This is a genomic window from Paenibacillus sp. PAMC21692 (assembly GCF_014303795.1).
GTDB classification, from domain to species: Bacteria; Bacillota; Bacilli; order Paenibacillales; family Paenibacillaceae; genus Pristimantibacillus; species Pristimantibacillus agaridevorans.
In genome coordinates this window covers 1,864,117-1,890,127 of sequence record NZ_CP060293.1, presented here as the reverse complement: position 1 = coordinate 1,890,127, position 26,011 = coordinate 1,864,117, and the positions used below count along the sequence as shown (strand labels likewise).

The window sequence follows — 26,011 nt, the reverse complement described above, 5'->3', positions numbered from 1 at the left end:
GCTGATTTTTCAGCTACATTCGGCGGTTTGGGCCCCTCCGTGGCGCATTGTAGCTGATTTTTCAGCTACATTCGGCGGTTTGGGCCCCTCCGTGGCGCATTGTAGCTGATTTTTCAGCTACATTCGGCGGTTTGGGCCCCTCCGTGGCGCATTGTAGCTGATTTTTCAGCTACATTCGGCGGATCGGGCACAGTGCGTATACTTCCGTCTCGGCACCCGCCTCTGCAAGCCGAATAGCTGCAATTGAGAAGAATTGAATGCTCCATCAACCACAACAGGGCCGCTCCCAACGTCACGGTCGACGATGAGAACAGCCCCGTTATCTATATGTTTGAAGGTAAGAGCAGGCCGCCGATGAAATCTTCCATGCTCCCCCGTTGATTGTTTTCCGCTCGCACAAGCACATACACACACTCACTCGCACCCGCTCGCGCCCACGTTTTTACCGAATAAACTTGCCCAATCGATTGACCGGAGGAGCCGTTTGAATAATCGCCTCGTGTTTCTGCCGCTTACGCTCTTTTCCCGAATTCGATGTCGTCAGTTCCATGAACCACTCCTCGTCCCACGTCGCCAAGGCCAGATCGATCAGTTCGTCGGCGTGCCTAAGATCCGTCGAAGCGGAATCGGAAACGGGCTTGATCGTAGCCAATCTTACCCTAACGGGCCGCCCTACCCGTTCTTCGTTATCCGACTTGACCACGTGCAGCGCGACAAGTCCTTGCAGCACATCCATCGACTCCACAAAGCCGTATACCATCTCGCCATCGCCCGTTCTTCCATGCACCCAATCGCTGACGTTTATGTTCATCTCCATGCACCGCCTATCCCCATTGTATTTGTCATCACCTAACTGTAACAACAGCGTGTACACTTCACTCAAAAAAAATTCTTTCCTGTAAAACCAATTATTTATTGGTTGTTACTGTAATTATAATGATTACAGTTGGAGATGTCAACTCTTCTGTGAATTTTCGCAAACTATAAAGCGAACCAGGATTCATGCCGATTCAAACAAATCGTTTCTCATCTTACCCGGCAGATTTCGTCATTACCCCTTTTGGTATGAAAAATGGTAAAATCATGTCATCACTATGGGAAAGGCGGACAAGCCATGGAACATGTCTTCACGATTGAGCCGAGCGCCTATACGACGTTCGACAATGAAAGCGAACTACTGGAGAAGGGCAAGGAATGGGGGCTCATCTCGGAGAAGGCCGCCAAGATGAAAGTTCTCGCATACAAGCGGGACGGCAAAAGCCTATCCTGCGAAATTGTCGGGTACGCCGATAAAGTAACGGCTGTCATCCGTTTCGAGAATGGCCAACTGCACAGTATACATCCCTCCTACCTGAAGGAAATGCAGGCGGCAAGCTTCGGGGGCAAAGCCCCCGCCGCAGTCGAGAGTGCGGAAGAAGCCGCCTTGCAAGCCGATTCCGAAGTTGCCGTTCAGGCCGAAGCCGAGGCAGTTGACACCGCTACGGCCGATGCGCCGCCTTGGGATACTGATGCCGCAGACAACGCGCAAGCAAGCGAGCCTTCATCCCTGCCGGCTACGCCTAAGCCGGACGCTCCGGCCAAGAAAAGCAAGAAGGAGAAGATCGAGCTCCCGGATGGCAAAGTAAGCGTGACTGCAACGGTACAAGAGTTCACGACCGTTCCCAACCACTTCTCGGACAATGACGACGAGGTCATTATCTACGAGGCGGTATCGATTGCAGAACCTCTACTTGAGCTAGGCAGCGCTTGGTCGAGCCATAGCGCAACGTTAAAAAAGTTGGAGTTGGCCGTCGGCGACACCATCACGTTTGAGGCGAAGCTGGTGCCCAAAAAGCTGACGAAGCACCCCGTTCCGTACAAAATCAACAACCCTGCGAAAATTCAGAAGATCTAGACGTGTCATAGGAAGAGCGCATTAGATATATGGCCGATCCCATCGCTTTTGCCGAGCTCCTTTATCCAGAAAACGGATATAACGACCAAAAGACCGCCAAGCAGCATATTGGCGGTCCTTGTTCTATATTCAGTTCTGCTAAAACGTTAATCCTTCTATTCGATTGCGTTTAACAGGTTGAAGATAAGCATCGCACTCTCGGCACGGGTGCCGTTCTGCAACGGTTCGAAGGAAGTAGCCGATTTTCCATTAACAAGGCCAAGCGAGTGGGCCGTGTTAATCGCTGACTGCGCCCATTCCGGCGTTGCTGCGATATCCGCAAATTCAGATGCGGCTCCCTCCGATGGTTTCTTGCCGGTAGCAACTTCATACGATCTCACGATCATAGCTGCCATTTCCTGACGGGAAATAAGTGCTTCCGGTGCAAATTTCGAACCGCCTACGCCGTTTACGATCCCATGCTCAGCTGCGATCGCTACATCGTTTGCATACCATGCACTGGAGGACACATCCGTGAAGCTATTTGTTGCCTTGCCTTCAATGCCCAACAGTCGTACCAGCATGGCAGTAAATTCAGCCCTGTTAACCTTACGTTCCGGTTGGAAAGCATCTTTAGATACTCCCTCTACCAGATGTTTCGCCGCAAGCTCCCGGATAACAGAAGCAGCCCAGTGCCTGCTTGGTACGTCAGTAAACTGCTTGTCATACTCAAGAACAGCGTATTTACTGAAGTGATCGACAAATGCTGCAAGCTTGCCGTCTTCCATTGTGCCGCCCCTATAATCAAGCATACCATCATCCGCAATATAGTAGATACCTATGATGTCTTTGTCGGCGTTCGGGCTCACGAGCAGCGAAATTTTTATCGGCTCATCGAATTGGCTCAAGGAAACCGTTTTGTTATCCTTGGTCGTCAATGTGAACGTGAATTCGAAAATTTCTCCAGCAGCTTTAACCGCTGCCCCCGATTGCTCGCTCGCCTTGTCTAATAGACTTGCAATATCGTCTTCCAGCACCTTGTCGATTTTCAACGTTATCTCGCTGTCGCCAAGCTCTTCCGAATCAACGAGATCGCTCAGCGCCTTCAATACCTCCGACGGAATCGTCAGAACTACATTATCGGCTTGTACAGTTAACGCCTTATTGGCTAGCAATTCCGCCGTATTACCCGGCAATACCAGCTCTTCCAAATCTCCTTCAAGTTCAAGCTTGACTTGGTTGTCGGAGACATTCGAAGCACTTAATTGTTCCTCTTCTACTACCAGCCGTCCTGAGTCCTCCTGAACCGGAGGCAGTGGCGGTGCTGTCGGAATGACACCTGGACTTCCAGGCTCTTGAATAACAGGTACTTCTATTTCGGCAATAATTCCACCTAAAGCAGTTTCGGATGCATATCTAACATAATAGATGCCGGCTCCCAAACCACTAGTAACCTCATTACTTGCTCGGGTCCAGGATTCCGCTGTTGACAATCTATATTCCATCTCATCCGTCGTTCCTGCAATCGCGCCATTTTGAGCTGTTGCAGATGTTGCGCCCTTTTCCAAAGTCAATCCGGTTGGCGCAGCTTGTCCATTATTCTGCGAATGCTCAATGGTAACATAACGAATAGTCTCCCGGCCTTCTACATCTGAAGCATATATGGAATACACACCATTATCAAATGCGGCAAAGGCTTTGCTGCTTGTGATATCCTTGCCTGCATCGTCAAAGTCTCTTACTGTTTTACGTCCTGGCAGCACTTTGAGCTCTGTTGCCGTACTTGCAGAAACAATTGTAACAGCTATGGCTTCCGAAGGAATTCGGTTGACAGATACGCTCATTGGCGGCAGCAGATTTTCAACAATATTTCGATCCGCCGCTTTAGTGACTTGAATCTTATCAAGGATATGACCCGTTCCTGTCTCAAATACGGTAATTGTCATTTTGTCATCTTCAATTTCAACGATGTTGTAGTTCAGTTCATCTTCCGCGGTCAAAGATAAATCATAGGCAGAATCCCATATTCCCTGCGTCGTATCTGTATCATAATTTTTACGACCGGAAATACCCGCATTGATCTGGAAGGTACCATAGTCATTGATTCTCTTCGTTCTTGATACGCTATGGTCGTGACCGCCTACAATAAAGTCAACCTTTAATCGCTCAAGGTTTTCCGGTGTTAAATAATCGGTATGCTTCACTTTCCACATCGATCTTGATAATGTACCACCATAAACCGGCTGATGGAAATTGATGATTTTCCAAGTGGCGCCCTGGCTCTCTGCCTCTTCAAAAAATTGTTCGATCGCTTTAAATTGCTCTTCCAAGTAATGATCTGTCGTTACATTCTCACCGTAATAATAGTAATCGGTCATATCCGAATTCATGTGTGCCACCGCAACATTTCCATGCAGTACACCGTAACCGTCCCAGTTGGTTCTTTCAAACTTTGTGAAATCGATGTTGTGTTCATCGGCATTATATCTGCTTCCGTAACTATTCTGTCCATAATCGAATAACGTACTGAACATCTCACCTGACCAGTTTCCTGTCGTATCGTGATTACCCGGTGCGAACATCCAATTGTAGGTGTAATCCATTGTATCCATAATATCGACCATGATATCAAGCTCTTGGAAACTAGTCCCATTCTCGATAAGATCCCCTATATGCATGATGAAGTCAGCAGGCTTTCCGCCAAGCTCCTTTGCTTTTTCGATCGATTCACGTAAGCTTTGACCAAACGTTTCATCATATACGGCAGAATCTGTACCTCCAACCTGTGAATCACCTAGCAAAATAAATGAAAACTCATCACTCGCGCTTTCTGTAATAAAGCGATGCTCATCAGAAGAATCGGTCTTATCGGCATTTAATACACGATATACATACTCTTCACCTGGTTGCAATCCTGTAATCGTTACCGAATTTGCCTTAATCTCGTGGTACGGACCTCTTTTGTTATTAGCGGCATTCATATAGAAATACGAAACATCGGCTGCCCAAGTACTGGCCTTGCTCCAGTTACCCTCGGTATAATCCTTTGCCAGCATATACTCAACGTTTGTATAGTCAGAATCCGAGTGCGTATAGTATTGGATTGAGAAGCTGGTGCCTCTCTTCGTCCGATCGAGTGTATCCACTTTGTGAGTACCAATAAACCCATATGGCTTTGTGCCCATATAGTCGCCATTCAATTTGGGTACTGTAATGACGTCATACGTATTGGTGAGTTCTATACCGTCTGGAGTAGTAATTTGAATGGAAGCCGTAGGGCTTGCCTTTTCTGGCGTATTGGTTTCGGCAAGATCCGTTATCGTTCTTGCTGCAGCCTGATCATTAAATGTAACATTGCCATTAGAAATTGTTATATCATAGCTGGTTTCAGTCGGTAATTTATTAACTAACCGATAGTTTCCATCTGCAATTCCCTCTGTTTTTACAATCAGCAATTCTCCTTGCGTAGCGCGAATGATTTCTAATGTATTCGGGTTGTGATTTTTTGCAGCTTTATCAAAAGAGTAGTACGTTTGGATATTGCCTTCCTTCTCTACCGAAGATACTGCATTTTTGATATAAAAATTTGTTTCTTTGACATCATTTAATGCCGTATCATATTTACCTGTTGTATATTTAATGTTTGATTTCGAAACATTGAATGTAATATCCGCCAATACTTCGTCGGCATGGATATCAACACTGTCAAAGCTCAACGTAATGATTCCGCCGTCGACATTATAATGGAAAGCCGAATCTCCCAAAGCTGGTGATTTTGTCACGGTTATAAGGTCTTCAGAAAATGAATTTGCATCATATTCCATTGAGAAATCAATTCGGTCCGCTTGAATATCAAAATAGGTTGCAAGGCTAACGGTGTATTGCCCGTCTTGAAAGTGAATGGGATCGGTTAATTTATATGAAGAATCCTTCAGACCCATGTACTCCGCATCTGCTCCTGCTGATTTTTCAACCCAGACAAAAACATCAAAAAACGCCACATTTTTGTTAAGATCAGGAACAGCAAGCGTTACTTTATGAACGCCGGGCGTAACCTCAGGACCGGAAATCTCCAATGTGGATACGAGGTGGTCAACGTTAATTTTATCGGGAACATTAATCGTTTTGAATTGGGCATTGAAACGCGTCTCGTTATATTGTTTGGTCGTGATCTCGTGGTTCATGACGATGTTATCGCTGTCCACTTGTTTATCGTCAATAAAAACCTGCATATGACTTGTATCAATATCTGAGAATACATGTCTCTCATTGAAGTAATTATTATCCATCAAAAATGCTTTTACGGCTATTGTGTTTGTTGCGCTATTATAGGAACTAATAATAGGCTCTTCGTTAGCTTGTTGCGCCGAAAATTCATCAAGTACAGGCGCTAATACATCTTCTCCGACGGGGCCGTTAACAAGACGTATGTCATCGATATAAACCGTTGAAGGAGTGCCGTTGCCTTCCAGCTTCATTTGATGAATTTTATATTCAACATCCCTCATCAGGTAGTCAAATTCTGCTTTATCAATAACGCCTGAGGCAAGGGCTTCATTAAGATCGTCTGTTGGTCTCAAACCATTCAGACCCTCTTCGCCTTCACTGATAAAGGTATCAGTCTGATACTCCGTAAAATCCTCCATGCTCATTTGCATGATCGTATATCCTTCTTCATCCGACCAACCATTCCAAGACAACTCTTCGGAAACGGTTCCGCCTCGAAGCTCTTGCGTGTCCGTTACCGTAAATGAAATTTCTCTGCCGGATCCATCGGACCACATATGAAAACCAAGATCCGAGGCTTTGGATTGCCAATCATACGGTCTTGGCAGATCAGGGATCTGAACACCTTTATGTCCATAATTATTAAAGTTTTGGTTATCTTTTTTACCTACTTTGAACATGATCACAATGTCATCTTTATTGGTGACTTTGAGTGCCTTATTGCCACGCAACACCTTGTTTTCTTTATAGTTGTCTGTATTGCGAAGTATAATTCCTGTATTGGCAACATCAATGCCGTCTGAAGACTCCGAATAAATAATGACTTCTTTATCCGCATATTCCCCAGTAAATCCAATAGCTGCAGGGTCCGCTCCATTTACGATTGCAATATCCTCATCTGTCCAGTCTTCCCAGTCAACTAATGCTGCTACTGAATCGATAAAGTACATGCTCTGCCTGTCCGTTTCGGGATTAAACCTTGGCACTTCAGTTGTGTTGGCAAAAGCCGTACCTGCCGTTGAAAAAACAATCAACAAACCTAATACTAACGATAAAGCTCTTTTCATGCTTTGATTAGCTTCCAACTTTTTCACTCCTGTTATATATATGTTTTGAATTAATTGTGCATGGACGACATCAGACGCCAATACCAATTAGTTCAAAATCAATTGTAATATATAGAAATTCGATTTAATGTCGCGGAATGTAAACTGAAAGATAAGACATTGTAAAATAGGCTTGTGTTCGCCAATAACAGCGCAATCCCGAAGGCATCGTGCTCACTAAAGTTACAGTTAGCGGAACACCACCCGAATAGTTAAACCGAAAAGCCAAAAAGGGCTGTGACCGCCTGCCCTCGGCAACCTGTCACAGCCCACAACCGCGTTCTAGCGCGGTTTCTTAATTTTCAATAATGACGCTATTTAGTTTAAGATTGACCGGATTTGCAATCGTATCTCCAACCGGGCATTTACTCTCCAAAAATTGTACGAACTCATCAACCTTTTCTTTCGGTGAATCTGTTTTAATCCGGAAGGTATATCGGATGTCGGAGTAGCCCGGACGGACCGAGGATCTATCAAAAAATCCATCGAGGTCAATTTCCCCTTCAACGTCTACTTGAAAATCATCGAGCTTGACACCAAACTTAGGTGCATAGACTCTAGCAACGATAGATTGGCATGCGCCCAGCGAGGCAAGCAGAGCTTCTACCGGATTCATCCCGGTATCCGTCCCTCCCAGACTCTTAGGTTCATCGATTATGAGCTCGAACTGTCTGACGCTTGTTTTAACTTTAACTCCATCTAGTAAATTTGCAGTTGCTTTGAATGTTTGAACAGCAGCCATGTCCTATTTCTCCTTTGATGATCAGGTTTATTTCCTAAATGCTTAAATCCTACTTATCAAATAGGTATTGTGAGTATTATAGGATTGATTTTGATTACTGTCAATCAATTTCGCCTTCTCCTGTAGTAGTGCTGCGAACTAAGCCCTTGATTCACAAAGTTAGCTCACGCATAATTCGTTTGCCTGTGGGGGTCTGCGCCAACCCGCCTTTGGCTGTCTCCCGGTGCTGCTCCGGCATCTTCGTCCCAATCTCGTGCATGACCTGGACCACCTCATCGGTTGGAATAACGCTTCTTATACCCGCAAGCGCCATATCCGCGGCGGCCAGCGCAGTCACTGCGCCAAAACCGTTGCGCACGATACATGGGATTTCGACCAACCCCGCAACGGGATCGCAAATCAAGCCAAGCGAGTTTTTCAGCGCCAGTCCAACGGCATGGACAGCCTGCTCGGGCGTACCGCCCCGCATCTCCGTCAGTGCTCCGGCAGCCATTCCGATCGCCGATCCAACCTCTGCTTGGCATCCTCCCTCCGCCCCGGAGATAAACGAATTGTTGGCAATAACGTACCCAATCGCACCAGCCGTAAACAAACCTTTAATCAGCTGATCGTCGTGCCAACCCCAGCGCTCCTGCGAGCTGACGAATACGCCGGGAATAATGCCACAGGATCCTGCTGTTGGCGTAGCAATGATGCGTCCCATGGACGCATTCACCTCGGATACGGCAAGCGCATAACTCATCGCCTTGCACGCCTCAGCTCCAAGCGAAGACTCCCCTCTCGCACCATACTCATGAACGCGGGCGGCATCGCCTCCCGTGAGCCCGCTTCGCGATGGGACAGGCCGCTCTACGCCTTCACGAACGGCTTCCTTCATAATGCCGTAATATGCCGCCATGCGGGCGAACACTTCGGACTCGCTGCAACCCGATTCCTTCGCCTGCTCGACAAGCATTAACTCAGCGATAGATAACGCATCTCCCCGGCAACATTCGATCAGTTCCGTCAAACTGGCAAACTTCATATGCTCCCCCCGGTCGTCAAATGGATGACAGCCACCCTCCGGATTGCAGATAGTTGCCTCAATTCGTAAAGCATTCCATCCTGTATTCTGTCATCCAGTTCAATTACGCTTAATGCTTCTCCTCTTCTGCTTTTTCGGTCCACTTCCATATAGCCAATGTTGACCTGGAAATCACCAAGCAAACCGGTCACTTCGCCAAGCACGCCTGGCCGATCCTCATGAAACACCACCAAAGTGGGAAACTCCATCGTCGCTTTTACGTCAAATTCGTTGATTCCGGTAATTTCGATATTGCCTCCGCCTATGGAGGAGGCTTTGATAACATCCTCTTGCCTCTCATCCCGCAGCTTGATCAACACGGAATTAGGATGAGCAGCCACATCCCCCCCATCATGGAAAGCGATAGACAGTCCTGCTTCTTCAGCCAACTGCACCGCGTTTCGAATTCTGGCGTCATCCGTACCGTAGTTCAGCAACCCCGCGGCCAAGGCGCAATCTGTACCATGGCCGCGATAAGTAGAGGAGAATGATTTGTACAAAACAATTTCCACTTCGGCAGGTTGCCTGCCGAACAGTTGCCGGGCCGTGCGCCCAATGCGCACCGCGCCGGCGGTATGCGAGCTGGAGGGTCCTACCATGCTGGGACCGATAATCGAGAAGACGTCCTTGAAACGCATAATCCCCTATTCCCTCTCTTTGCCTGCTGGCTCACATCTATGGCTGCTCATACATAAACACATAGTCAAATAAATACGTTCCGGTATAGCGGGTCGCATTCATCCGGAATCCGTTAACCGAAGCAAAACTATTATTGTCGAGAAAAGGGATGTCCTTGACCTGATAAACCCCTTGCTGCCGATCCAGTATGCCCGGAGCGTCGACCGCTCCTTCATATTTTTTGAGAGATTCCGCCTGTACGGTCAAATCGTAAGTGTGCGCAGTTGTATCTACGTCCATACGGACCGTAACCCATTCATCGACCGGTAATTTAAACAAGGTGCCAGAAGACGGAATGGCCCGGAATACCGTCCCGCCATTCACCGTATCCCAATACGCAAAACCGCCGTTCGACAGTCCCGTAAATTTGGCTGCAGCCTGTGTGCCGCTCAGGAAATCGATATTGTAATTGCCTGATGCGTGATTCGCTTGCAAAAACTTGAATTTTGTTTCCATCGTCACGATTCCGCTAAGCGTTGCCCGTCCGCTGCTCACAATTTGGGGGAGCGCTTCATATTCATTCGCCGGGTTGTAGCGGCCATCGTACAATCGCAGAGCACGGTTTCCGACGTACGATTGCCCCACATTCTCGACCGTTATCTCGGCTCCTGTTCCCGTTGCGACTGTATAACCATAGGCGCCACCGGAGAAAGGCCCTATCGGCCAATCATCATAGAAATCGAAAATGCCATTATACGGATTTGTTGCAGGCGTATCAAAGTTGAGCGATGGGCCTCCCGTCGAAATATTGTCACTTCCGTCCATGGCCTCCACGGAAAACGTATAGCTGGTGGATGGCGTCAAATTCATTACATCGTAAACGGAATTCGAAACTGTGGCGATCAGTTGTTTTCCCGCTGATCCGGTATGTTGATAAACATGGTAAGACAAGGAGGCCATATCGCCGTCCTCGGCACCGGACCAGTTCAGTCTCGCCATCGTCGGCAATAATAGATCCGTTTCAAGCACGGCGCCGGCTCCCCATACAGGCGGAATTGTATCTTCCGTGACAATTTCAATATTTGTAGCCACCGAACGATTGCCGCTTGTGTCAACCGCATAGATGGCGACAGCATAGCGTCTTCCCGGATCCAGACCGGTTATGGTGTAAACTCCGGTATCAGCCGTCACTTGCCCATGTACGGTTCCATCCAGCATGATCACATAATGAGAAACCGCTACGTTGTCGCTCGCACTGTCCCAGCTTATGGTGGCTTCTTCATTTTCGGCGGATTCCACTAGAACATTGCCTGGCGTTGACGGCGGTATGACATCCGATGAAGAAGGCGCCAAGCCGATCCAATCCAAATTCATTTGCCCGAACGTATGAGTTAATTCCAATTCAATCGGCCCCGCCGTCAACTCTTTGTTCAGGCGAACCCTCAACCCTCGCCAGCTCTCCGGCGCCGTTCCGTAATCGGCGGTCGGCTCCGCTTCAAAATAATAACGCTCTCCGTCAATCTCGGCATAACGGGAAGTTTTTTCTCCCGGCTTGAGATCGTAACCGGCTACATATTTAAGCACCAAATCGTAGACGCCATTTTGCGGTACCTCCAACTTCCAACGAATCCGCTGGCCGGGCATAAGCCAATTGCCCATGCCTGCTCCGCCCGACAGAAAAGGCCGCGTCGTATAGATGGAAGCATCTCCGCCGCTTGTTGCCGTAAAGGTCTCCGCTTCTTTCCAAACAGCCGTATGATCCCTTAACAGATCATAGTTTTCGTAAACGACCGTTTCCAGCGGCGCACCAAAACTTTCCGTTTCCAGCTCAAGCGCTCCCATGGATTCTCCAAGCAGCATAATTGCGGCACCTTCCTGCAAATAAACCAATTCCGGCCTTCCAAAGCTTTCAAAAATCAAGGTATCCGGTGCATCGACCAGCCGATAAAAGCCTGCATCGACATCAATCATCCCCCAGGAGACCGTTCGCCCGTACAAATCTTTGGCCGACTTGAGTTCAATATTGCGGCTTATCCCGTTGACGACCACCTCCAGCGAGCGGTCGGGCAGCGGACGGGATAGCTGGTCCGTGCTCAGCTTGAACTGATGATCTCCGTTTTCTATCGTCACTTTCAACTTGTTGTCATTCCGTTTCCAATACACGCCGTATTGATTAAGCGCCTTGTTCCGGTTTCTGTTCGGCAACGCACTGCCGTCCGTATTCCGTAAGCTTACGGAATCGGGAGCGTATAATTCGACTGTAGCGGCTTCCGCAACCGAAATAGACAAATCGTTGGCGTCGTAAGCAACTGTTACCGGCTTGTCACTGGCGATCAATTCGATTCCCTCATGGTGCAAACTTGTTCCTTCCACTAACAGCACGCTTCCGTCATCCCGAACAGACGCAGCAACCCCGTCAAAGTCCACGTCTCCGGCGTCCACAATTCCTGTCTCCGTCAAACGAACGTAAACCGTCGTTCCTTCTTCAAAATCAAGCTGTACGTAATTTCCATGTACGGATGACTGAACGGTAGGTGCGGGACTGTCCAGCCGATAAGGCTGCAGGCTCGAAACAAGCGTTGTGGCCGTAATTTCTTCTGTTGCGAACATGGCATGCTGCTGATCCGGCTTTGCGGCAAAACGTCCGCCGGGCCGCACCTCGACGCCGGCATGATTAAGAAAACGATCAGTGACGGTTGCAGTCAATTCGCCGGGCGAATGAAAGCGCAGTTGGAGTCCGGCTTTCCCTTTGGTCGCCAGCGCTCCTTTGCCGTCAGGATCAAGCGTAAGCCGATCGTCGGCGTGAAAGTTGAATTCGAATTGGGTACCGTTGCTATCGTTTGTTTCCAACTGATCAATGACGACAAAATGATCCGGCCGCACATACACAATGTGGCGTTTCGCCTTTTCTAACGTTCCTTTGTACGCGGCAGTTGCGTCTCCGCTTGTTGCATCAAATGCAGGATGGGTGACAAAGCCCGTAATACGGCCATCCGCATCAATATCGTGTACGGGCTGGCCTTGCTTGCCATCGAACGTGATGGCGTTATGCGCCAAGGTTTGCCTCGTAAACCCGCCATGATGAGAGGTATTGTATTCATCATAATACCCGCTATCCACAGCAAGCGATTCTCCATATGCGTCAATAATAAAGCTGTTCTGATCGGCATGGCTATGATTAAAGCTGCCATAAGGACTCGATTTGAAATATAACGAAATCCGTTCTGGATCATATAATTCGGAATGCAAAGACACCCAGCCGGTATCATCAAACTTCGCCGCCTTGGGCCAGGTGATGGGCGGAACCGCTTCCAAATCGTCGCTTCCAAAAAAATAATCATACATATCGCCAAGCGGCGGAGTGCCTACTGCCCGTGCTCCCCATTGCAGCACCGGGTCATCCTGCATATCTGCCAAGCGGTTCAACAGAGAGACATTGTAACCTCCGGGCTTGGCTTCGCTGTCGTCCCCAAATGTCCCGCGCGGCGAGCCATGCGGAAACATATAGAGCGGAAAACGCCCTTCGTTCCGCGAATACGCTTTTTCGTACAAATTAAATCCGGTTGCCGACAACAAAACATCCATAAAATCTTTGTTAAAAATGCTTGATACGCGCCAATAACCTGTACCTTGCGCCCAACCTCCTTCTTCTCCTCCCCAGGTCGGCAATAAATTGATATAGGAAGGAACGACAGCGTCAAACCAGGCTTGCGCCTCCGGCAAATCATGCAAAAGCGAAACGGCCATTACGCCAAGAAAACCGTATGAAGTCCAGCCATGCGCGTTGTAGGGAAAATCAATAATCGGCGTTCCGTCTTCAACCAGGTCGGCAAACATAATATTTCCCCGAACTTTCAGCATATTAAGAATTGTCGTTTTGTCGGCTGGCGAAAGTATATCGTAAATCCAGTCATACACCATCGCCGATCGAAAGCTAATTACCCGATGCACTTGATCCGTGCTCGAATAGCCAGTTGCGCCGTATGGATCCCACGATGCAATATTAAGCAGCTGAGCCCGCGCGCTCTGACCGTACTCTTCTTCCCCGGTTATCAAATAAATAAAAGCGGTGTCAAGCATCCGATTCGCATCGCGAGTGCCGTCGTTTCGGGTAGCCGCCGTTGGCTCCGGCGGCAGCGGCAAATTCATGTAAGTATTCGCGTTAGCCAGCTTGTTCTCATAAACGGCCGCCCCGGTGCTGTCAGCCAATGATCGAAACGCCTCCAAGGTGTCTGCCGTCGCCCATACACGCGGATGTCCGGTCGGAACCAATTGACGCAATTGATCTACAGGCAATACCGGGAACGGTACGGCATCTTGGGTAATTCGAAATTGACGCGGCTCCGTCCAGACGGAATAAACGCCGTCTTTTTCGTAACGCACTCGCCAATGCCATGTTCCGTTACGGAAAGTAAATGGGAAGTTATAATAATTTACATCCAGCTCTTGTTCGTAATTGACAATCGCAAAACTCTCATGTTCGCTAACCTGCAACTCATATTTGTCCGCATCCCGAATGTACGGCCAACTGAAATCCGGCGGATTTTGTGTCGTTACCAGTTGATCGGCAGGGCGAAAAGGAACAACAACGCCCGAACCATCGGGCCAAGTCCATGACGTTTGTTGCTGCGAACTTGCGCTCGATGCTTCTGCCAATGGAGAAACAAGCAAAGTAAAGAGGATTGCAAACGCAACGACAACCGCGAATCCTTGCCGCTGAAAGCGATGCCCATTCATTCCCATTCCCTCCTGTTTCGCAATAGATAATCGACCGCGCCTTCCAATAGCCCCAGATGAAGATCGTGAAGCTGCTCATAGGTATGCGGATTTTCCGCTATGCCATGCGGCGATTCAAACGTGCAAGGCAATGTGGCGCCTACGTGATAACACATGCTCGTCAAGTTAAAGGGCGCCACACTGTCCGGCGATTCGCCTTCTGCCTGGACCGGCGGCACGCTTGCCGGACGGGCACCCCGCCTCAACATCGCAGGATACGCAAAATCGCGGGCAAACGTCTGCTGCGCTTGCTGCGTAAACACCGGCACATAGTTTAGCGGCATAAACGCCGGGGAAGCCAACTGGTAGCTATGCAAGTTTAGCAGCAAATCCGGACCTTCCGCCGCAACAGCGCTAAGGAGCGCCTGCGTAACAGCGCTCATCGGCGCCGGCCACTCATCATGCATCAGATTGATACCGGCATCATCGAAATAAGCGCCTAGCAAGCCAACATCCCCTTTCATAGGATGTACCCCTTTGGAAGGACGCCAGGTATAAGATGTTCCGTCCTGACGCGTGCCTTGCCCGTATTTGGTCATCTCGGCTTGCGGCCATCCGCACCAGCCCGCATGCGGCACCCGGCGACGCCCATCCGGATTGAGCAGCGGGAAGATAACGATGCGCAGCGCTTCAAGCCTTCGCTGCAATTCCCGGCAATCCCGGCCGAGCAAATCGCGTCCTTGCTCAATAATTTCCATTAGCTGCAGAGCGGCAATCATGCCTTCCACTTCATGTCCATGGATGCCCGCCAATATCATCAATACCGGAAAGCGCCGTTCCCGCTTGCGAATGTACGCGTCCTCCGACCCGGACCCGATCGCAGAATTAAAATTTGCGTGGCCGCGCAGCTCCGGTTCGCCTTGACCATAAGAAACTCGATAAATGGCGCTTCCCCCGGAAGAGACAGCCAATTGCGCCGTCTCGCCGCGGCGAACGCGCTGCTGCACATAATGCTCAATGTTCTCGGTGTCGGTCCGCCACCACGATGGCGGCTCTTTGGGCTCTATAGCGCTTTTAGGCAGCTTTCCGTTTATAGACGACATAAATACGCCTCCCTCGTTACCCTTTGATTGAACCAATCATAATGCCGCTGACAAAATACTTCTGAACAAACGGGTATACCAGCATAATCGGCAATGTCGAAACGATAATAGTGGCATACTTCAATGCCTCGGGCAATACGGCCTCCGCATCGCTTCCCCTAGTGATGTTGTCCCCCAAGTCCAGGCCCAACATAACGATGTTCCGCAGGAACACTTGCAACGGAAACAAAGATTCGCTGCGCAAATACAACAAGGCAGAGAAGAAATTGTTCCATATTCCCACTCCGTAAAACAAGCCGATCGTAGCCAGAGACGGCAGCGATACGGGCAAAACAAGGCGGATGAAAATGCCGATGTCATTTAGCCCGTCCATTTTCCCGGATTCGATCATTTCATTAGGAATGGCCTGAAAAAATGTGCGCATCAGAATGAGATACCATACGCTGATCGCGCCAGGCAAAAGCATCGCCCACATCGTATCGACAAGGCCGTAGCTGCGCACCACAAGGAAGGTCGGGATCATGCCGCCATTAAACAGCATCGTCACCAGCAGCAAAACCATGATCGGCTTGTTAAAGACCATATGGCGGCGCGATAGCGCATAGCCGGCCATCGCTGTAAGCAACAGCGACAAAGCCGTTCCGGCCACCACGTAAATCAGCGTGTTTTTGTATCCGATCGCTATGCGCTTGTCGTTCAGCACTTGCACATAGCTGTCCAGATTAAAACCTTTGGGCCACAGCGATACTTCGCCTCGCAGGACATAGCCGGTTCCGCTCAGCGAAACATTGATCATGTACAGAAACGGCAACAATGTCACGGCAACAACAAGCACCAGTAAAAACGTTCGCACCATGGTGTACGGGTTGAATCTGTATATTTTCATACCTGGTTCCCCTTCATTACCATAAACTATTTTCGGTCAATCGGCGGCTAATCGAATTTGCAACGAGCACAAATACCAGACTGACCAGCCCCATGCAAATATCCACTGCCGTTCCGTAGCTGAAATTACCGCCTATAATGCCCATCCGGTATACATAGGTGGAAATAATATCCGCTGTTTCATACGTAGTTGGATTGTAAAGCAAAAAAACCTTCTCAAAGCCGATTTCCAATATGCTGCCAACGTTTAGAATGAGCAAAATCACAATGGCTGGCACAAGCCCCGGCAACGTAACATGCCATGTTTGCTTCCAGCGGTTTGCGCCGTCAATTTCAGCAGCCTCATACAATTGGGGATCAATCGTAGTTAACGCCGCTAAATAAATAATGGAGCCCCATCCGATGCCTTGCCATACATCCGAGGCGACATAAATGGTTCGAAACCATTCCGCCTGCATCAGAAAATTGATCGGCTTGAGACCGAACGCTTGCAGCAATTGATTGACGGGCCCGCTTGTCGGGGAAAGAAACATAACGACCATTCCGCTTACAACAACGGTTGAAATAAAATGCGGCAAATAACTCACCGTTTGCACGAAACGTTTGAATGCTTTTTTTCTGACTTCATTTAAAAGCAATGCAAGAATAATCGGAGCCGGAAATCCGAACAACAGCTTGTATCCTCCGAGCAGAAACGTATTTCGAATTATTTCATAGGCATCCGGATTGCTGAAAAACTGTTGAAAATAACGCAGCCCCACCCAATCACTGCCCCAAACTCCCTTGCTTAAGTTGTAGCGCTTAAAAGCAACAACGATGCCAAACATCGGAATATACTTAAATAACAGCAAATACAATAAGGTCGGCGCCACCAGCAACAATAAATATTTATCACGGATTACTCGTCTTACCACAGCAAGATGCCTTATTTCTGTCATGATATCGCTCCTCGACTTTCACGCTTCGGCCATTGCGGATTGCCCGATAATTTGCCTCGCAACCCGCATGGCGAACAGAACGGAAACTTAGCTGCTTTGCCGGTTCCAAGCCCGTTCATAGATGTCTACAACTTCCTGTAGATTCAGCTTCTGCATTTCCTGCACATACTGATCCCATTCGCTCAAGGGCCTGCTTCCAATAATAAACCGACTGATGTTTTCATCGAGATGCTTTTGCAAGTTGGGCAAATATTGAGCAAGCAGCTCTTCTTCCTCCAACGTAAAGTTAGGCGGCAAATGCATCGCCGGATCCTCATATTGCTCGCTCAGCATATAGCTGTCCTTCTCCTTTTCGTCCACTAACGCCAGCAGCGCATCCGGATCAAAGCGGATAAAAGAACCGTCGGTCATAATGCCGTAATCCACTCGCAAATCGGTAAATTGTGCGATCCCGTCAACAAAAGTCTTTTGACCGTCGGCAAGCTCGTAAGTAACGCCTTCCTTGCCCCAGCTTAACAACTGCATGCCTTCATCCGAATACATAAAATCGATTAACTGCAAAGCGCCTTCTAAGTTGCTTGCCTGCGCATTGATCCCAAAGCCGCTAAGCGAAAAATGGTTGGGGATATAGGGTTTGCTCTCAGATCCCGCTATCGGAATCAAATACTCCCAATATCCTGCGGTGCCTTGATTGTTGACGATTTCTTTCTGACCGATAAACTGAATGGCGATAAAGCCCTGATTGTTGTTGATATAGCGCAGCCAAGCATTATAGTCCATCGACAGCCAGTCCGGAGGAATCAGCTCATCCTCGGCGAATCGGTTCATCCATTCGACCAAAGTTTTGAACGAATCTTCGGTTGGTCCGTATCGCACTTCTCCCGTGTCCAGATCGCGGTAAACACGGTTGGTTGTTCCGAAGGACGGGGCCATTACGGCCAACGTGCTTAATCCATGACGGAACATAAGCGGATACGAGTCCGGGTACAGTTCCTTCAGCTGCTTGCTGACCTCATACAATTCTTCCCAGTTGGTCGGTTGTTTCAGTTGATGCTGTTCAAAAATGTCCTGGCGGTTAAACCAAATCCGATAATCGGTAATTTGCGAGCCAAACCGCGGAACCAGGTAAATTTCCCCTCCTGGCATCGTCACCGCTTCTTTGAGTTGCGGATTCTCCTCAAAAAACTTGACCAGGTTAGGGAGCTTATCCATATGCTCCGCTACATTAAGAAACGCTCCGTCTCTACCAAGGGTGTTGATATCCGTGCTGCCAAATGCAACATCGGCTAAAGTCTGAGAAGCTACCGCCAAATTTAAAGCCTCCTGCCGACCTCCTACCGCCAAATCCGCTTTTACGCGAATGCCGGTCTCTTCTTCAATCCAGTCCCATATCGGCCAATTCTCCTGAAACGGCCAAGCCTGATTGCTTTCCATAAATACGCTGACCGTCTGCGCTTTTTTTGTTCCCCCGGAATCGCTTGTTGCCGTTGGCGCGTTTGTCTCCTGTCGGTTCTCATTGCCGCTACTGCATGCCGTTACAACCAAAACGACTGCCAGAAAAAACAGCCCCGCTGCCCAACTCTTTTTTCTCATCGCGTTTGTTGCCAATTGTTACTCCTCCTTTTTTAAAATCGCCTTCGTTAACAACTCTAGCGACAAGTCCGCTTGCATGAAATCGGCAGTTTTTTATCTCTATCGTCGTTTCGCAGATCAATCAGGCTCAAATAAAAAAGTGACACACGCATTGAAATTTAGGAATTCTCCCTTGATCCGTCCGCTTGCTCATGCATTTGTCGACGGTAATCTCCCGGCGTCAAGCCCGTCCACTTTTTAAACATGCGAAAAAAAGAATTGCTGCTCGTATAACCGACCTTTTCTCCAATCTCCTGCACCTTCAGCTCCGTCAGTTGCAAGAGTTCCTTCGCTTTCTCAATACGTACTTGATTCAGATATTCCAAAAAGTTCATTCCGCTTTTCCTCTTGAAATAAACCGACAAATAACCCGAAGACAGCTTAAGCCGCTCTGCCATTCGCTCCAGCGTCAATTCTGCAGCGTAATTCTCCTGAATATAATGAAACACTTCTTGCAAAATCGGATCAAAATCGTCCTTCCGTTTCTCGCAAATAGATTGCAGCGAATCCAGCCATCTCGAAAAAAAATGCAAATAATCATTTTGCTCATAACATTCGCTTAATTGTTCCTCCACCCCGTACAACGCCTCTAATTCCAGCCCTTGCGCCAGCATGCTTCGATTGACTCGCTGCACCAGACTGAAGGAAAAATCCCTGTAATGTCGGGCGTTTGCCTGATGGCGTTCCAAATAAGCAACCATTTTATACGTCCATTTACGGATTCCGGTAATATCGCCGCTTTGTAGAAACACATGGAGCTCCTGATCCTGCTGAAAGGTATACGGAATTTCTTGCCATTGCTGCTCCTCGTCACGCAAAATCTGTGTTCCCAGGCCAAGATGACGCATAGCGGCGATTTGACGGATCCGCTCATAGGCATAGCTCACTTCACTGAAATAGCGATATTGTTTTCCTAAAACGATCGTGATGAGATACGCATCCCGATCCAGATCGAATATATGCTTCAAACCTTCAAGTTTCTCATAGTAATCCTGCTTATCCGCCGTGGCGAATATCAGAGATACAACTTGGTTGGACTCAACCTGAAACGTCAAATGACGTTCTCCCCAAGTATCGAATTGACAAGCAATAAATTCACGGATGTAGTAAATAGGTTTAGCTTCATCCTGAGCAATCTGTTCGGCGAATTCCTGGCGATATTCAATTTCGAACAAAAGAATGTGAAACGGCTCGTCGATCAACTGCATATCCTGCAAGGCCGAAAAATCATCATGGATGCGCCTCGCCTTGTTCGCAAAAGCGTGGGATGCCAGCCGTGACTGCTGTGTTTGCAAATCTTGCTGAATTTGCAATACTCGATTTCCGATCAAACTGAATTCCATGATGCCGCTATCCTTTAATTGCAACGCCTCTCTTGATTTCAGGGCTTCCACAATACTTTTTACAGGTTGATGAAAGCGGCGGCTAAACCAGAAGGATATGGTTAACCCTATTAATAAAGACAGAAAAATCATGCCCGCGATAAAGAGATTGATTTGCTTCATTTCCGAACTCAACCAAGCGCTTGGCACAACATGCACATAGGTCAGTCCGCTAAATTCGCCTTTTTGATGAAAAAAATAACGATCCCCGTCTTCTAAATAATCATCGGCCTTCAGCAACTCGGCAAACAATTCCGTCGACATATCAAAATTCGAGAAGATAATTTCGCCGTTTCCATCGACAATCATCAGTCGATCGTTGATCGAGGTTTGGTAATGACTGAGCATTTTTTGAGTGTCAAAAAAAGCAATGCCGTACATCTGCGGATACAAATGATTTTTAACTAACATAGGTACCAAACTTTTATCCGCTTTGATTAACTGATCGCCTCGTTTGGAGTCAAAGTTTGCCGCGGGAAGGATATCAAAAAAATGGGTAGCCCCAGCATACCTTTCCCAAGACGGATAGTCATATTGCTGATGGATCATGTGATGGGCAAACATATCTCTTGCATCCTTCACTCCCCCGATTTCCACGGCCATCCTATGCTTGGAGTAAATTACGATCAGGTTTTCCAGATAAGACTCCTGTTGAAGCAAAACCATTTCACTAATCGAGCGGTACAACTTGTGCGCGGAATAATAATCGAATTTTTGCTCGCGGTAAAGTTGAACCGCCGTCGGATTGGATAACAAATCTCCCACTAGCGTTTTCACAGCTTCCTGCCAGTTTCGCTCATATTGAGTGACCGTCGTCTGTAAATTCACTGCATTATATTGCAGTATCCTTTGCTTAGTCTGGTGTTTGAAAATCTGCAGAACGCTTCCGTTCATTACAGTAAGGACAATGATGACCAATAGGAAGCTCAAAAGTAATTTAGCAAACAACGAATTAATAAATATATTCTTTTTCATCTGCTCCCCCCATTCTAACTCCTTCCTTTACAGCAACTCTCACAAAAGTTCTATCTATCTTAGTGTACTTATAAATGCACGTAAACACCCAGTTATTTAGATAACTGTCACTTTTGCATGTCCATCGATGTTCGATCACGGATCAATACTATAAAGTCAAAATAACACCTCTAATACCACTGTAAGACGAGCAAAGAGCCATCCCTCGCAGGATGGCCCTTCCGTGTCATTAACCGCCCTATTTTTTTGGTATAATATTCAATAAAAAATAGAAAAAACGAGGTGTTCAATATCATGTCGGATGACGTTCTTATCGGGGTTGACGGGGGCGGAACTCATACAAGGGTGTTGGTCTGCGACCTTAACGGAAAAGTACTTTCTTATTGCGAAAAAGGGGCTGCATCCATCTATAAGGATGTTTCCGCTTCACAGAATGTACAGGCAGCTATTTCGGAAGCGCTGGCGCTGGCCAACAAAGAACGGCATCAGGTGATCGGAGTTACGGCGGGGATTGCCGGATACGATTCTAAAGCGGATCTCGAATGGATTATCCCCTTAACGGACATGCCCGGGTTAACCAGTCCCAAATGGCACGTTAATGATGCTGTAGTCGCGCATTATGGGGCATTGTTGGCAAAACCGGGAATTATCGTCATCTCCGGAACAGGCTCCATTATTGTAGCCATTACCGAGTGCGGACAATATTTGAGAAACTACGACTTCCGCCATTATGCGGCTAGCGCTGCTAGATTTATCGCTTATGATGCAGCCTATGAAGTTCTAGCCGGGCATACAAACCAAACCGATGAGAAGCTCATTCAATCCATGCTAAAGCATTGGAGCGTACACTCTCTCGCTGAATTTTATAAGCTTGGTAGCGAAGGATTCGGTGAGGACAGGCAAGCACGCGACAAAAAATTCGGGCAGTTTGCGCCGATGATTACAGAAGCAGCCGGGCAAGGAAGTTCTGTCGCTATTAGGGTGTGTGACAAAGCCATTAGTCAAATTACAGTTGGCATCGAACTCCTCGCCGCTTCTTTTTCAAGCGATACGGTAAATGTTACATTAATAGGGAGTGTGGTCAACAGTTCTTATTTCCTCGATTCCCTAAGCCACATATTAATTAACGGCAGTAACAAAAAGTATAGCCTTATAAAACCAAAGCTTCCTCCCGTTGCAGGAGCAATTTTATATACCATGGACCAATTGAATAGACCGATCACCGAAGAGGTACTGCACAATTTACGGAGCAGCACCTATGTACGATAATAATGTTGTTGTCGGGGTGTAGATGCCGCACCCCGACCACTGCTCTCGCCAGGCGATCACGAAGTTCGGAGACTCCGTTTCCGCTTATTATTATTCGTGCGACGTCCGAATCTCGACGACGCTGCTTTCGTAGCCGCTGCCGTTCCACACCGAGTAAGACAACGCGTCGCCAGACGGGCTCCACGAGGTGTTCGCCACGTTTTCGACGTCGGCCGCGATCCGGGTTACCTCGTCGGACAGCAAATCATGAACGTACAGGCCCTTGACTGTCGCGCCGCTCACCTCGGCTTGCATGCCGTACGCGATCAGCCGCTGATCCGCCGACCAGGAGATTCCGCCGAGCTCCGCTCCTTCCGCGATCGTCTTCGCGTTGCCTCCGTCCAGATCGCAGAGCAACAGCTTCACCTTGGAGCCTTCGTATTGTTCCACCAGCAGCTGCTTCCCATCAGGCGAAGGAATGATGTTGCTCACGGCGCCCAGTCCCATGTCCTTGATCGCTTTGTTGTCCAGATCCAGCACTCTTAGCGTCTCATTCGCATTGGAGTTGTACAAGACCTTGCTGCCCAGCTTGGCGACGAGGAACAATGCTCCTTCTTCTTCCAGCTCCGGCATCTTTGCAATGTCTCCGCCCTTGGTAGCCGTAAAGGCCCCGCCGGCGTATGAGGCGCCAATGACGCTGCCATCGTCCGTCCACCTGGCGCTCATAGCCCCGCCGATGGGTTCGCCGGATAGACGGAACGACTTCAAGGTCTCCAGGTTCATGACATAAAAAACGGGATCGCCGAGCGTGTACTCTTGGTAGATCAGTTGTTTTTTGTCCGGCGACAAGCTGGCCGCTCCCAAAAAGACGTTCTCCTGTTCTTTCAGCGGCACGAGTTCTTTCGTCTTCAGATTAAACTTGTACAGACTGCGCGGGTAGGAATCCGACAGCTCCGACAGTGCCATTTTCGCCAACTTCTCGTTTTCCCTGGATATAATGACCGTGTCCTCGTCCACCCAGCCGAAAATATCCACCTTCTCGTATCGCTGTATGCCCCCAATCGTAATGGCCGGTCCGGCCGCTGGAGTCTTGCCCCCATTATCAATGACGGTGATAGTTTTCCCTGGCTCCCGAATGATCTCGCGGTTTCCTCCGTCTTCCCCGCTGCAAGCGGTTATTGTAAGCAGCAATGCGGGTACGCATGCCATGATGGCTAATTTTGTTTTGTTCAATGTGATCGCCTCCTTGATGCTTACAATACCAACCATTTGTTGCGAATGAACGAAGAGTTGTTTCCAAGTTGTAAACAATCTTATCGGGTTTGAATCGGGAACGCGATTCGAAACGTCGTGCCGCTGCCATCCGACTTCGCGATGGAGATGGCCCCTCCCTGCGTCTCGGCATAACGCTTCGCGAGCGACAGGCCTAGCCCCGCGCCGCCATGCTCCCTTGATCGGTTTTTGTCCACTGTATAAAACGCTTCGAAAATTTTATCCGCTACCCCTTCCGGAATGCCGATTCCCGTATCGGAAATTTCGATGACGACCTCATTGTCCAAGGCGACGTTGCTGACGCGGATGCAGCCGTTTGCCTTGTTGTATTTGATCGCGTTGTCCAGCAGGTTCGCCAGCACGATATTCATGTAATCCTTGTCGGCCTCTATATAAGCTTCGCGCAAGTCCGTCGTAAGCGTAAGCCCGAACTTGTCCATCTTCCCCTTCAGGCTGTCCAGCACCGCCCCTATCGTTGCGGCAACCTCGAGCCGTTCCTTGTTGTATTCAAAATCGTACTTCTCCATCGCCGATATTTGCAGCACTTTCTCCACCATCTCGTAGAGCCTCTGCGTCTCGCCGGCAATGTGGGTTTTGGCCGTGGTCAGCAGTTCCTCGTCGTCGGGATACATGTCGAGCAGATCAAGGTAAGCTTTAATGGAGGTCAGCGGCGTCTTGAACTCATGGGTAACGTTGCCGATAAATTCCTTCTGCTGGCGGTCCAGCTCCGACAGCTTGCGAACCGCAAGCGACAGCTTCTCCCGCTCCTGATCCTTATCCCGCATCGTGAGCATAAGACGTTCGCTCATGGCGGCAATGCCGGCGCCAAGCTCTCCGATCTCGTCCCTGCGCTTTATGACCGGGGCCCCGAACTGTCCCTCCCGAATACGGCCTACCGTATCGTTAAGCCTGATGATGCCCCGAGCGAACGAGTTGAAATACAGATAAGCCAATAAGAAGCTAAGCACGAATACGCCGGCTCCGATATAGATGAACAACTGCTTGATTTCGTCATAAAAGGCTTGATGGTCGCCGAGGGAATAATAGAACTGGACGACGCCGACTTGCTCGCCCAACACGCGCAAAGGGGTCAAATAATACATGGAGTCCCCCTCCACCAAGTAAGCTGTCTTGTTCTCCAGCGCATAAGCCAGCGTCTGCTTGACGCTCTCGGATGGAGGAGTCGCGGTCCTCCTGCTTATTACGGAGCCGCTCCCATCGTACAAGACGACCGGTTGCCCGCTGACCAGCTTCTCCAATTGCTCGCCGAACTCCGCGCCTTTGGTCTTTAGGTAGGTCTCGGGCACTTTGCTGGATTCTTCCATGATGGACTGGATGAAATAGACGTTCGCCGTGTCGGCTTGCTGCGCGAGGAGCCCCTCCGTCTGCGCGCGTTGATTCCGCTCGATTCCCTGCAGGACCAGCAGGCTGAGCACGAATACCGTGAGCAACAGGAGACCGGCGAGGAACAGACTGAACTTCAGCTTGATGCTAATTCTCACTGTATCCTCCGGACGCCTTGTAGCCGATGCCGTGCACGGTTTGGATGATCTCGCCATGATCCGGCCCCAGCTTCTTGCGAAGCCTCTGCACATGGATATCCACCGTACGCGTACCGCCGTAATAGTCCATTCCCCACACCAGGTCCAGCAATTGCTCCCTTGCGTACACTCTGTCTGGATTCGAGGCCAGCAGCGCAATCAGATCAAATTCCTTGGGCGTCAGCTCCAGCTTGTGTTCTCCCGCGACAACCGACCTTCTTGCGACATGCACCTTCACTCCGCCAAGCCGGAACTCGTTCGGCTCCTGCTTCGCGCCGACGGCCTGCATCCGCCTCAGCAGGGACTTGAGCCGCGCAAGCAGCTCCCGCATATCGAAGGGTTTCGTCATATAATCGTCAGCCCCGAGCTCCAGCCCTAGCACCTTGTTTACGATGTCTTCCTTGGCCGTCAGCATGATGACGCCGATCTGTCCCTTATCCTGCAGCTTCTTTAGCACGTCGTAGCCGTCCATGCCGGGCAGCATCACATCCAAAATAATGGCGTCGGGCCGAGTTTCGCTTAACCGTTTCGCCGCCAGATCCCCGCGATCGATGACCTCCACCGTATACCCTTCGCGGTTTAAGGCATAGGCGATAGCATCCGCGATCGCTTTTTCGTCCTCGATGACCATGATTGATTCGTGCATGGCATTGTCACCTGCCCCATGTCGTTATCGTCTGCTTCTATTAT

16 protein-coding genes are annotated in these 26,011 nt (G+C 48.9%); 2 read left to right on the top strand and 14 right to left on the bottom strand.

Annotated elements, in window-relative coordinates; translation table 11 throughout:
- Positions 1–442: 442 nt before the first annotated feature.
- A complete protein-coding gene (locus tag H7F31_RS07625; RefSeq protein ID WP_187103642.1) occupies positions 443–811 on the bottom strand; it encodes a group-specific protein in 369 nt (122 codons plus the stop codon).
- 303 nt (positions 812–1,114) lie between these two features.
- On the opposite strand from H7F31_RS07625, the gene H7F31_RS07620 reads away from it, so the two are divergent.
- Complete coding sequence (locus H7F31_RS07620; RefSeq protein ID WP_187103641.1) at positions 1,115–1,894, top strand: hypothetical protein; 780 nt, start codon at positions 1,115–1,117, stop codon at positions 1,892–1,894.
- A gap of 155 nt (positions 1,895–2,049) precedes the next feature.
- On the opposite strand, the gene H7F31_RS07615 is transcribed toward H7F31_RS07620, so the two are convergent.
- The 10 genes from H7F31_RS07615 to H7F31_RS07570 form a co-directional block, all read right to left on the bottom strand.
- Entirely contained in the window at positions 2,050–7,185 is a 5,136-nt protein-coding gene (locus H7F31_RS07615; protein WP_187103640.1) for an S-layer homology domain-containing protein, read from the bottom strand.
- Between the two features lie 316 nt (positions 7,186–7,501).
- Positions 7,502–7,948 carry an OsmC family protein gene (locus H7F31_RS07610; RefSeq protein ID WP_087572013.1) on the bottom strand — a complete coding sequence of 149 codons (447 nt, stop codon included), beginning with the start codon at positions 7,946–7,948 and terminating at the stop codon, positions 7,502–7,504.
- Positions 7,949–8,099: 151 nt separating this feature from the next.
- Positions 8,100–8,972, bottom strand: coding sequence for an L-serine ammonia-lyase, iron-sulfur-dependent, subunit alpha (gene sdaAA / locus H7F31_RS07605; RefSeq protein WP_187103639.1), 873 nt, complete (start codon positions 8,970–8,972; stop codon positions 8,100–8,102).
- Positions 8,969–9,649, bottom strand: a complete 681-nt coding sequence (gene sdaAB / locus H7F31_RS07600; RefSeq protein ID WP_187103638.1) for an L-serine ammonia-lyase, iron-sulfur-dependent subunit beta — start codon at positions 9,647–9,649, stop codon at positions 8,969–8,971. The genes sdaAA and sdaAB overlap by 4 nt, the downstream gene beginning before the upstream one ends.
- 37 nt (positions 9,650–9,686) lie before the next feature.
- The gene (locus H7F31_RS07595) at positions 9,687–14,366 is read right to left on the bottom strand and encodes a DUF4962 domain-containing protein (RefSeq protein ID WP_187103637.1); all 4,680 of its coding nucleotides are present in this window, start codon (positions 14,364–14,366) and stop codon (positions 9,687–9,689) included.
- Positions 14,363–15,448 (bottom strand): M14 family zinc carboxypeptidase, encoded by a 1,086-nt coding sequence (locus H7F31_RS07590; RefSeq protein WP_187103636.1) that lies wholly within the window; start codon positions 15,446–15,448, stop codon positions 14,363–14,365. Before H7F31_RS07590 ends, H7F31_RS07595 begins: the two co-directional genes overlap by 4 nt.
- Before the next feature lie 16 nt (positions 15,449–15,464).
- Positions 15,465–16,334 carry a carbohydrate ABC transporter permease gene (locus tag H7F31_RS07585; protein WP_187103635.1) on the bottom strand — a complete coding sequence of 290 codons (870 nt, stop codon included), beginning with the start codon at positions 16,332–16,334 and terminating at the stop codon, positions 15,465–15,467.
- 16 nt (positions 16,335–16,350) lie between these two features.
- Complete coding sequence (locus H7F31_RS07580) at positions 16,351–17,271, bottom strand: ABC transporter permease (protein WP_187103634.1); 921 nt, start codon at positions 17,269–17,271, stop codon at positions 16,351–16,353.
- 87 nt (positions 17,272–17,358) lie between these two features.
- Positions 17,359–18,879 (bottom strand): extracellular solute-binding protein, encoded by a 1,521-nt coding sequence (locus H7F31_RS07575; protein WP_187103633.1) that lies wholly within the window; start codon positions 18,877–18,879, stop codon positions 17,359–17,361.
- 143 nt (positions 18,880–19,022) lie between these two features.
- Positions 19,023–21,062: an AraC family transcriptional regulator gene (locus H7F31_RS07570; RefSeq protein ID WP_187103632.1), complete on the bottom strand. Its 2,040-nt coding sequence runs from the start codon at positions 21,060–21,062 to the stop codon at positions 19,023–19,025.
- Positions 21,063–21,554: 492 nt separating this feature from the next.
- Between H7F31_RS07570 and H7F31_RS07565 the strand changes: the two genes are divergently transcribed.
- Positions 21,555–22,529 carry a BadF/BadG/BcrA/BcrD ATPase family protein gene (locus H7F31_RS07565; RefSeq protein WP_187103631.1) on the top strand — a complete coding sequence of 325 codons (975 nt, stop codon included), beginning with the start codon at positions 21,555–21,557 and terminating at the stop codon, positions 22,527–22,529.
- Positions 22,530–22,619: 90 nt separating this feature from the next.
- On the opposite strand, the gene H7F31_RS07560 is transcribed toward H7F31_RS07565, so the two are convergent.
- The 3 genes from H7F31_RS07560 to H7F31_RS07550 all read right to left on the bottom strand — a co-directional run bounded on the left by H7F31_RS07560 (position 22,620) and on the right by H7F31_RS07550 (position 25,967).
- On the bottom strand, positions 22,620–23,741 hold the full coding sequence (locus tag H7F31_RS07560) for a TolB family protein (protein ID WP_187103630.1): 1,122 nt from the start codon (positions 23,739–23,741) through the stop codon (positions 22,620–22,622).
- Between the two features lie 80 nt (positions 23,742–23,821).
- Complete coding sequence (locus tag H7F31_RS07555) at positions 23,822–25,282, bottom strand: sensor histidine kinase (RefSeq protein WP_187103629.1); 1,461 nt, start codon at positions 25,280–25,282, stop codon at positions 23,822–23,824.
- Positions 25,272–25,967, bottom strand: a complete 696-nt coding sequence (locus H7F31_RS07550; protein WP_187103628.1) for a response regulator transcription factor — start codon at positions 25,965–25,967, stop codon at positions 25,272–25,274. Before H7F31_RS07550 ends, H7F31_RS07555 begins: the two co-directional genes overlap by 11 nt.
- Positions 25,968–26,011: the final 44 nt, after the last annotated feature.

Excerpts from the sequence above, each read along its gene's own strand:
- H7F31_RS07625 (WP_187103642.1), bottom strand. The coding sequence starts at position 811 with ATGAACATAAACGTCAGCGATTGGGTGCATGGAAGAACGGGCGATGGC.
- H7F31_RS07620 (WP_187103641.1), top strand. The coding sequence starts at position 1,115 with ATGGAACATGTCTTCACGATTGAGCCGAGCGCCTATACGACGTTCGAC.
- H7F31_RS07610 (WP_087572013.1), bottom strand. The coding sequence starts at position 7,948 with ATGGCTGCTGTTCAAACATTCAAAGCAACTGCAAATTTACTAGATGGA.
- sdaAA (WP_187103639.1), bottom strand. The coding sequence starts at position 8,972 with ATGAAGTTTGCCAGTTTGACGGAACTGATCGAATGTTGCCGGGGAGAT.
- sdaAB (WP_187103638.1), bottom strand. The coding sequence starts at position 9,649 with ATGCGTTTCAAGGACGTCTTCTCGATTATCGGTCCCAGCATGGTAGGA.
- H7F31_RS07595 (WP_187103637.1), bottom strand. The coding sequence starts at position 14,366 with ATGAATGGGCATCGCTTTCAGCGGCAAGGATTCGCGGTTGTCGTTGCG.
- H7F31_RS07590 (WP_187103636.1), bottom strand. The coding sequence starts at position 15,448 with ATGTCGTCTATAAACGGAAAGCTGCCTAAAAGCGCTATAGAGCCCAAA.
- H7F31_RS07585 (WP_187103635.1), bottom strand. The coding sequence starts at position 16,334 with ATGAAAATATACAGATTCAACCCGTACACCATGGTGCGAACGTTTTTA.
- H7F31_RS07580 (WP_187103634.1), bottom strand. The coding sequence starts at position 17,271 with ATGACAGAAATAAGGCATCTTGCTGTGGTAAGACGAGTAATCCGTGAT.
- H7F31_RS07565 (WP_187103631.1), top strand. The coding sequence starts at position 21,555 with ATGTCGGATGACGTTCTTATCGGGGTTGACGGGGGCGGAACTCATACA.
- H7F31_RS07550 (WP_187103628.1), bottom strand. The coding sequence starts at position 25,967 with ATGCACGAATCAATCATGGTCATCGAGGACGAAAAAGCGATCGCGGAT.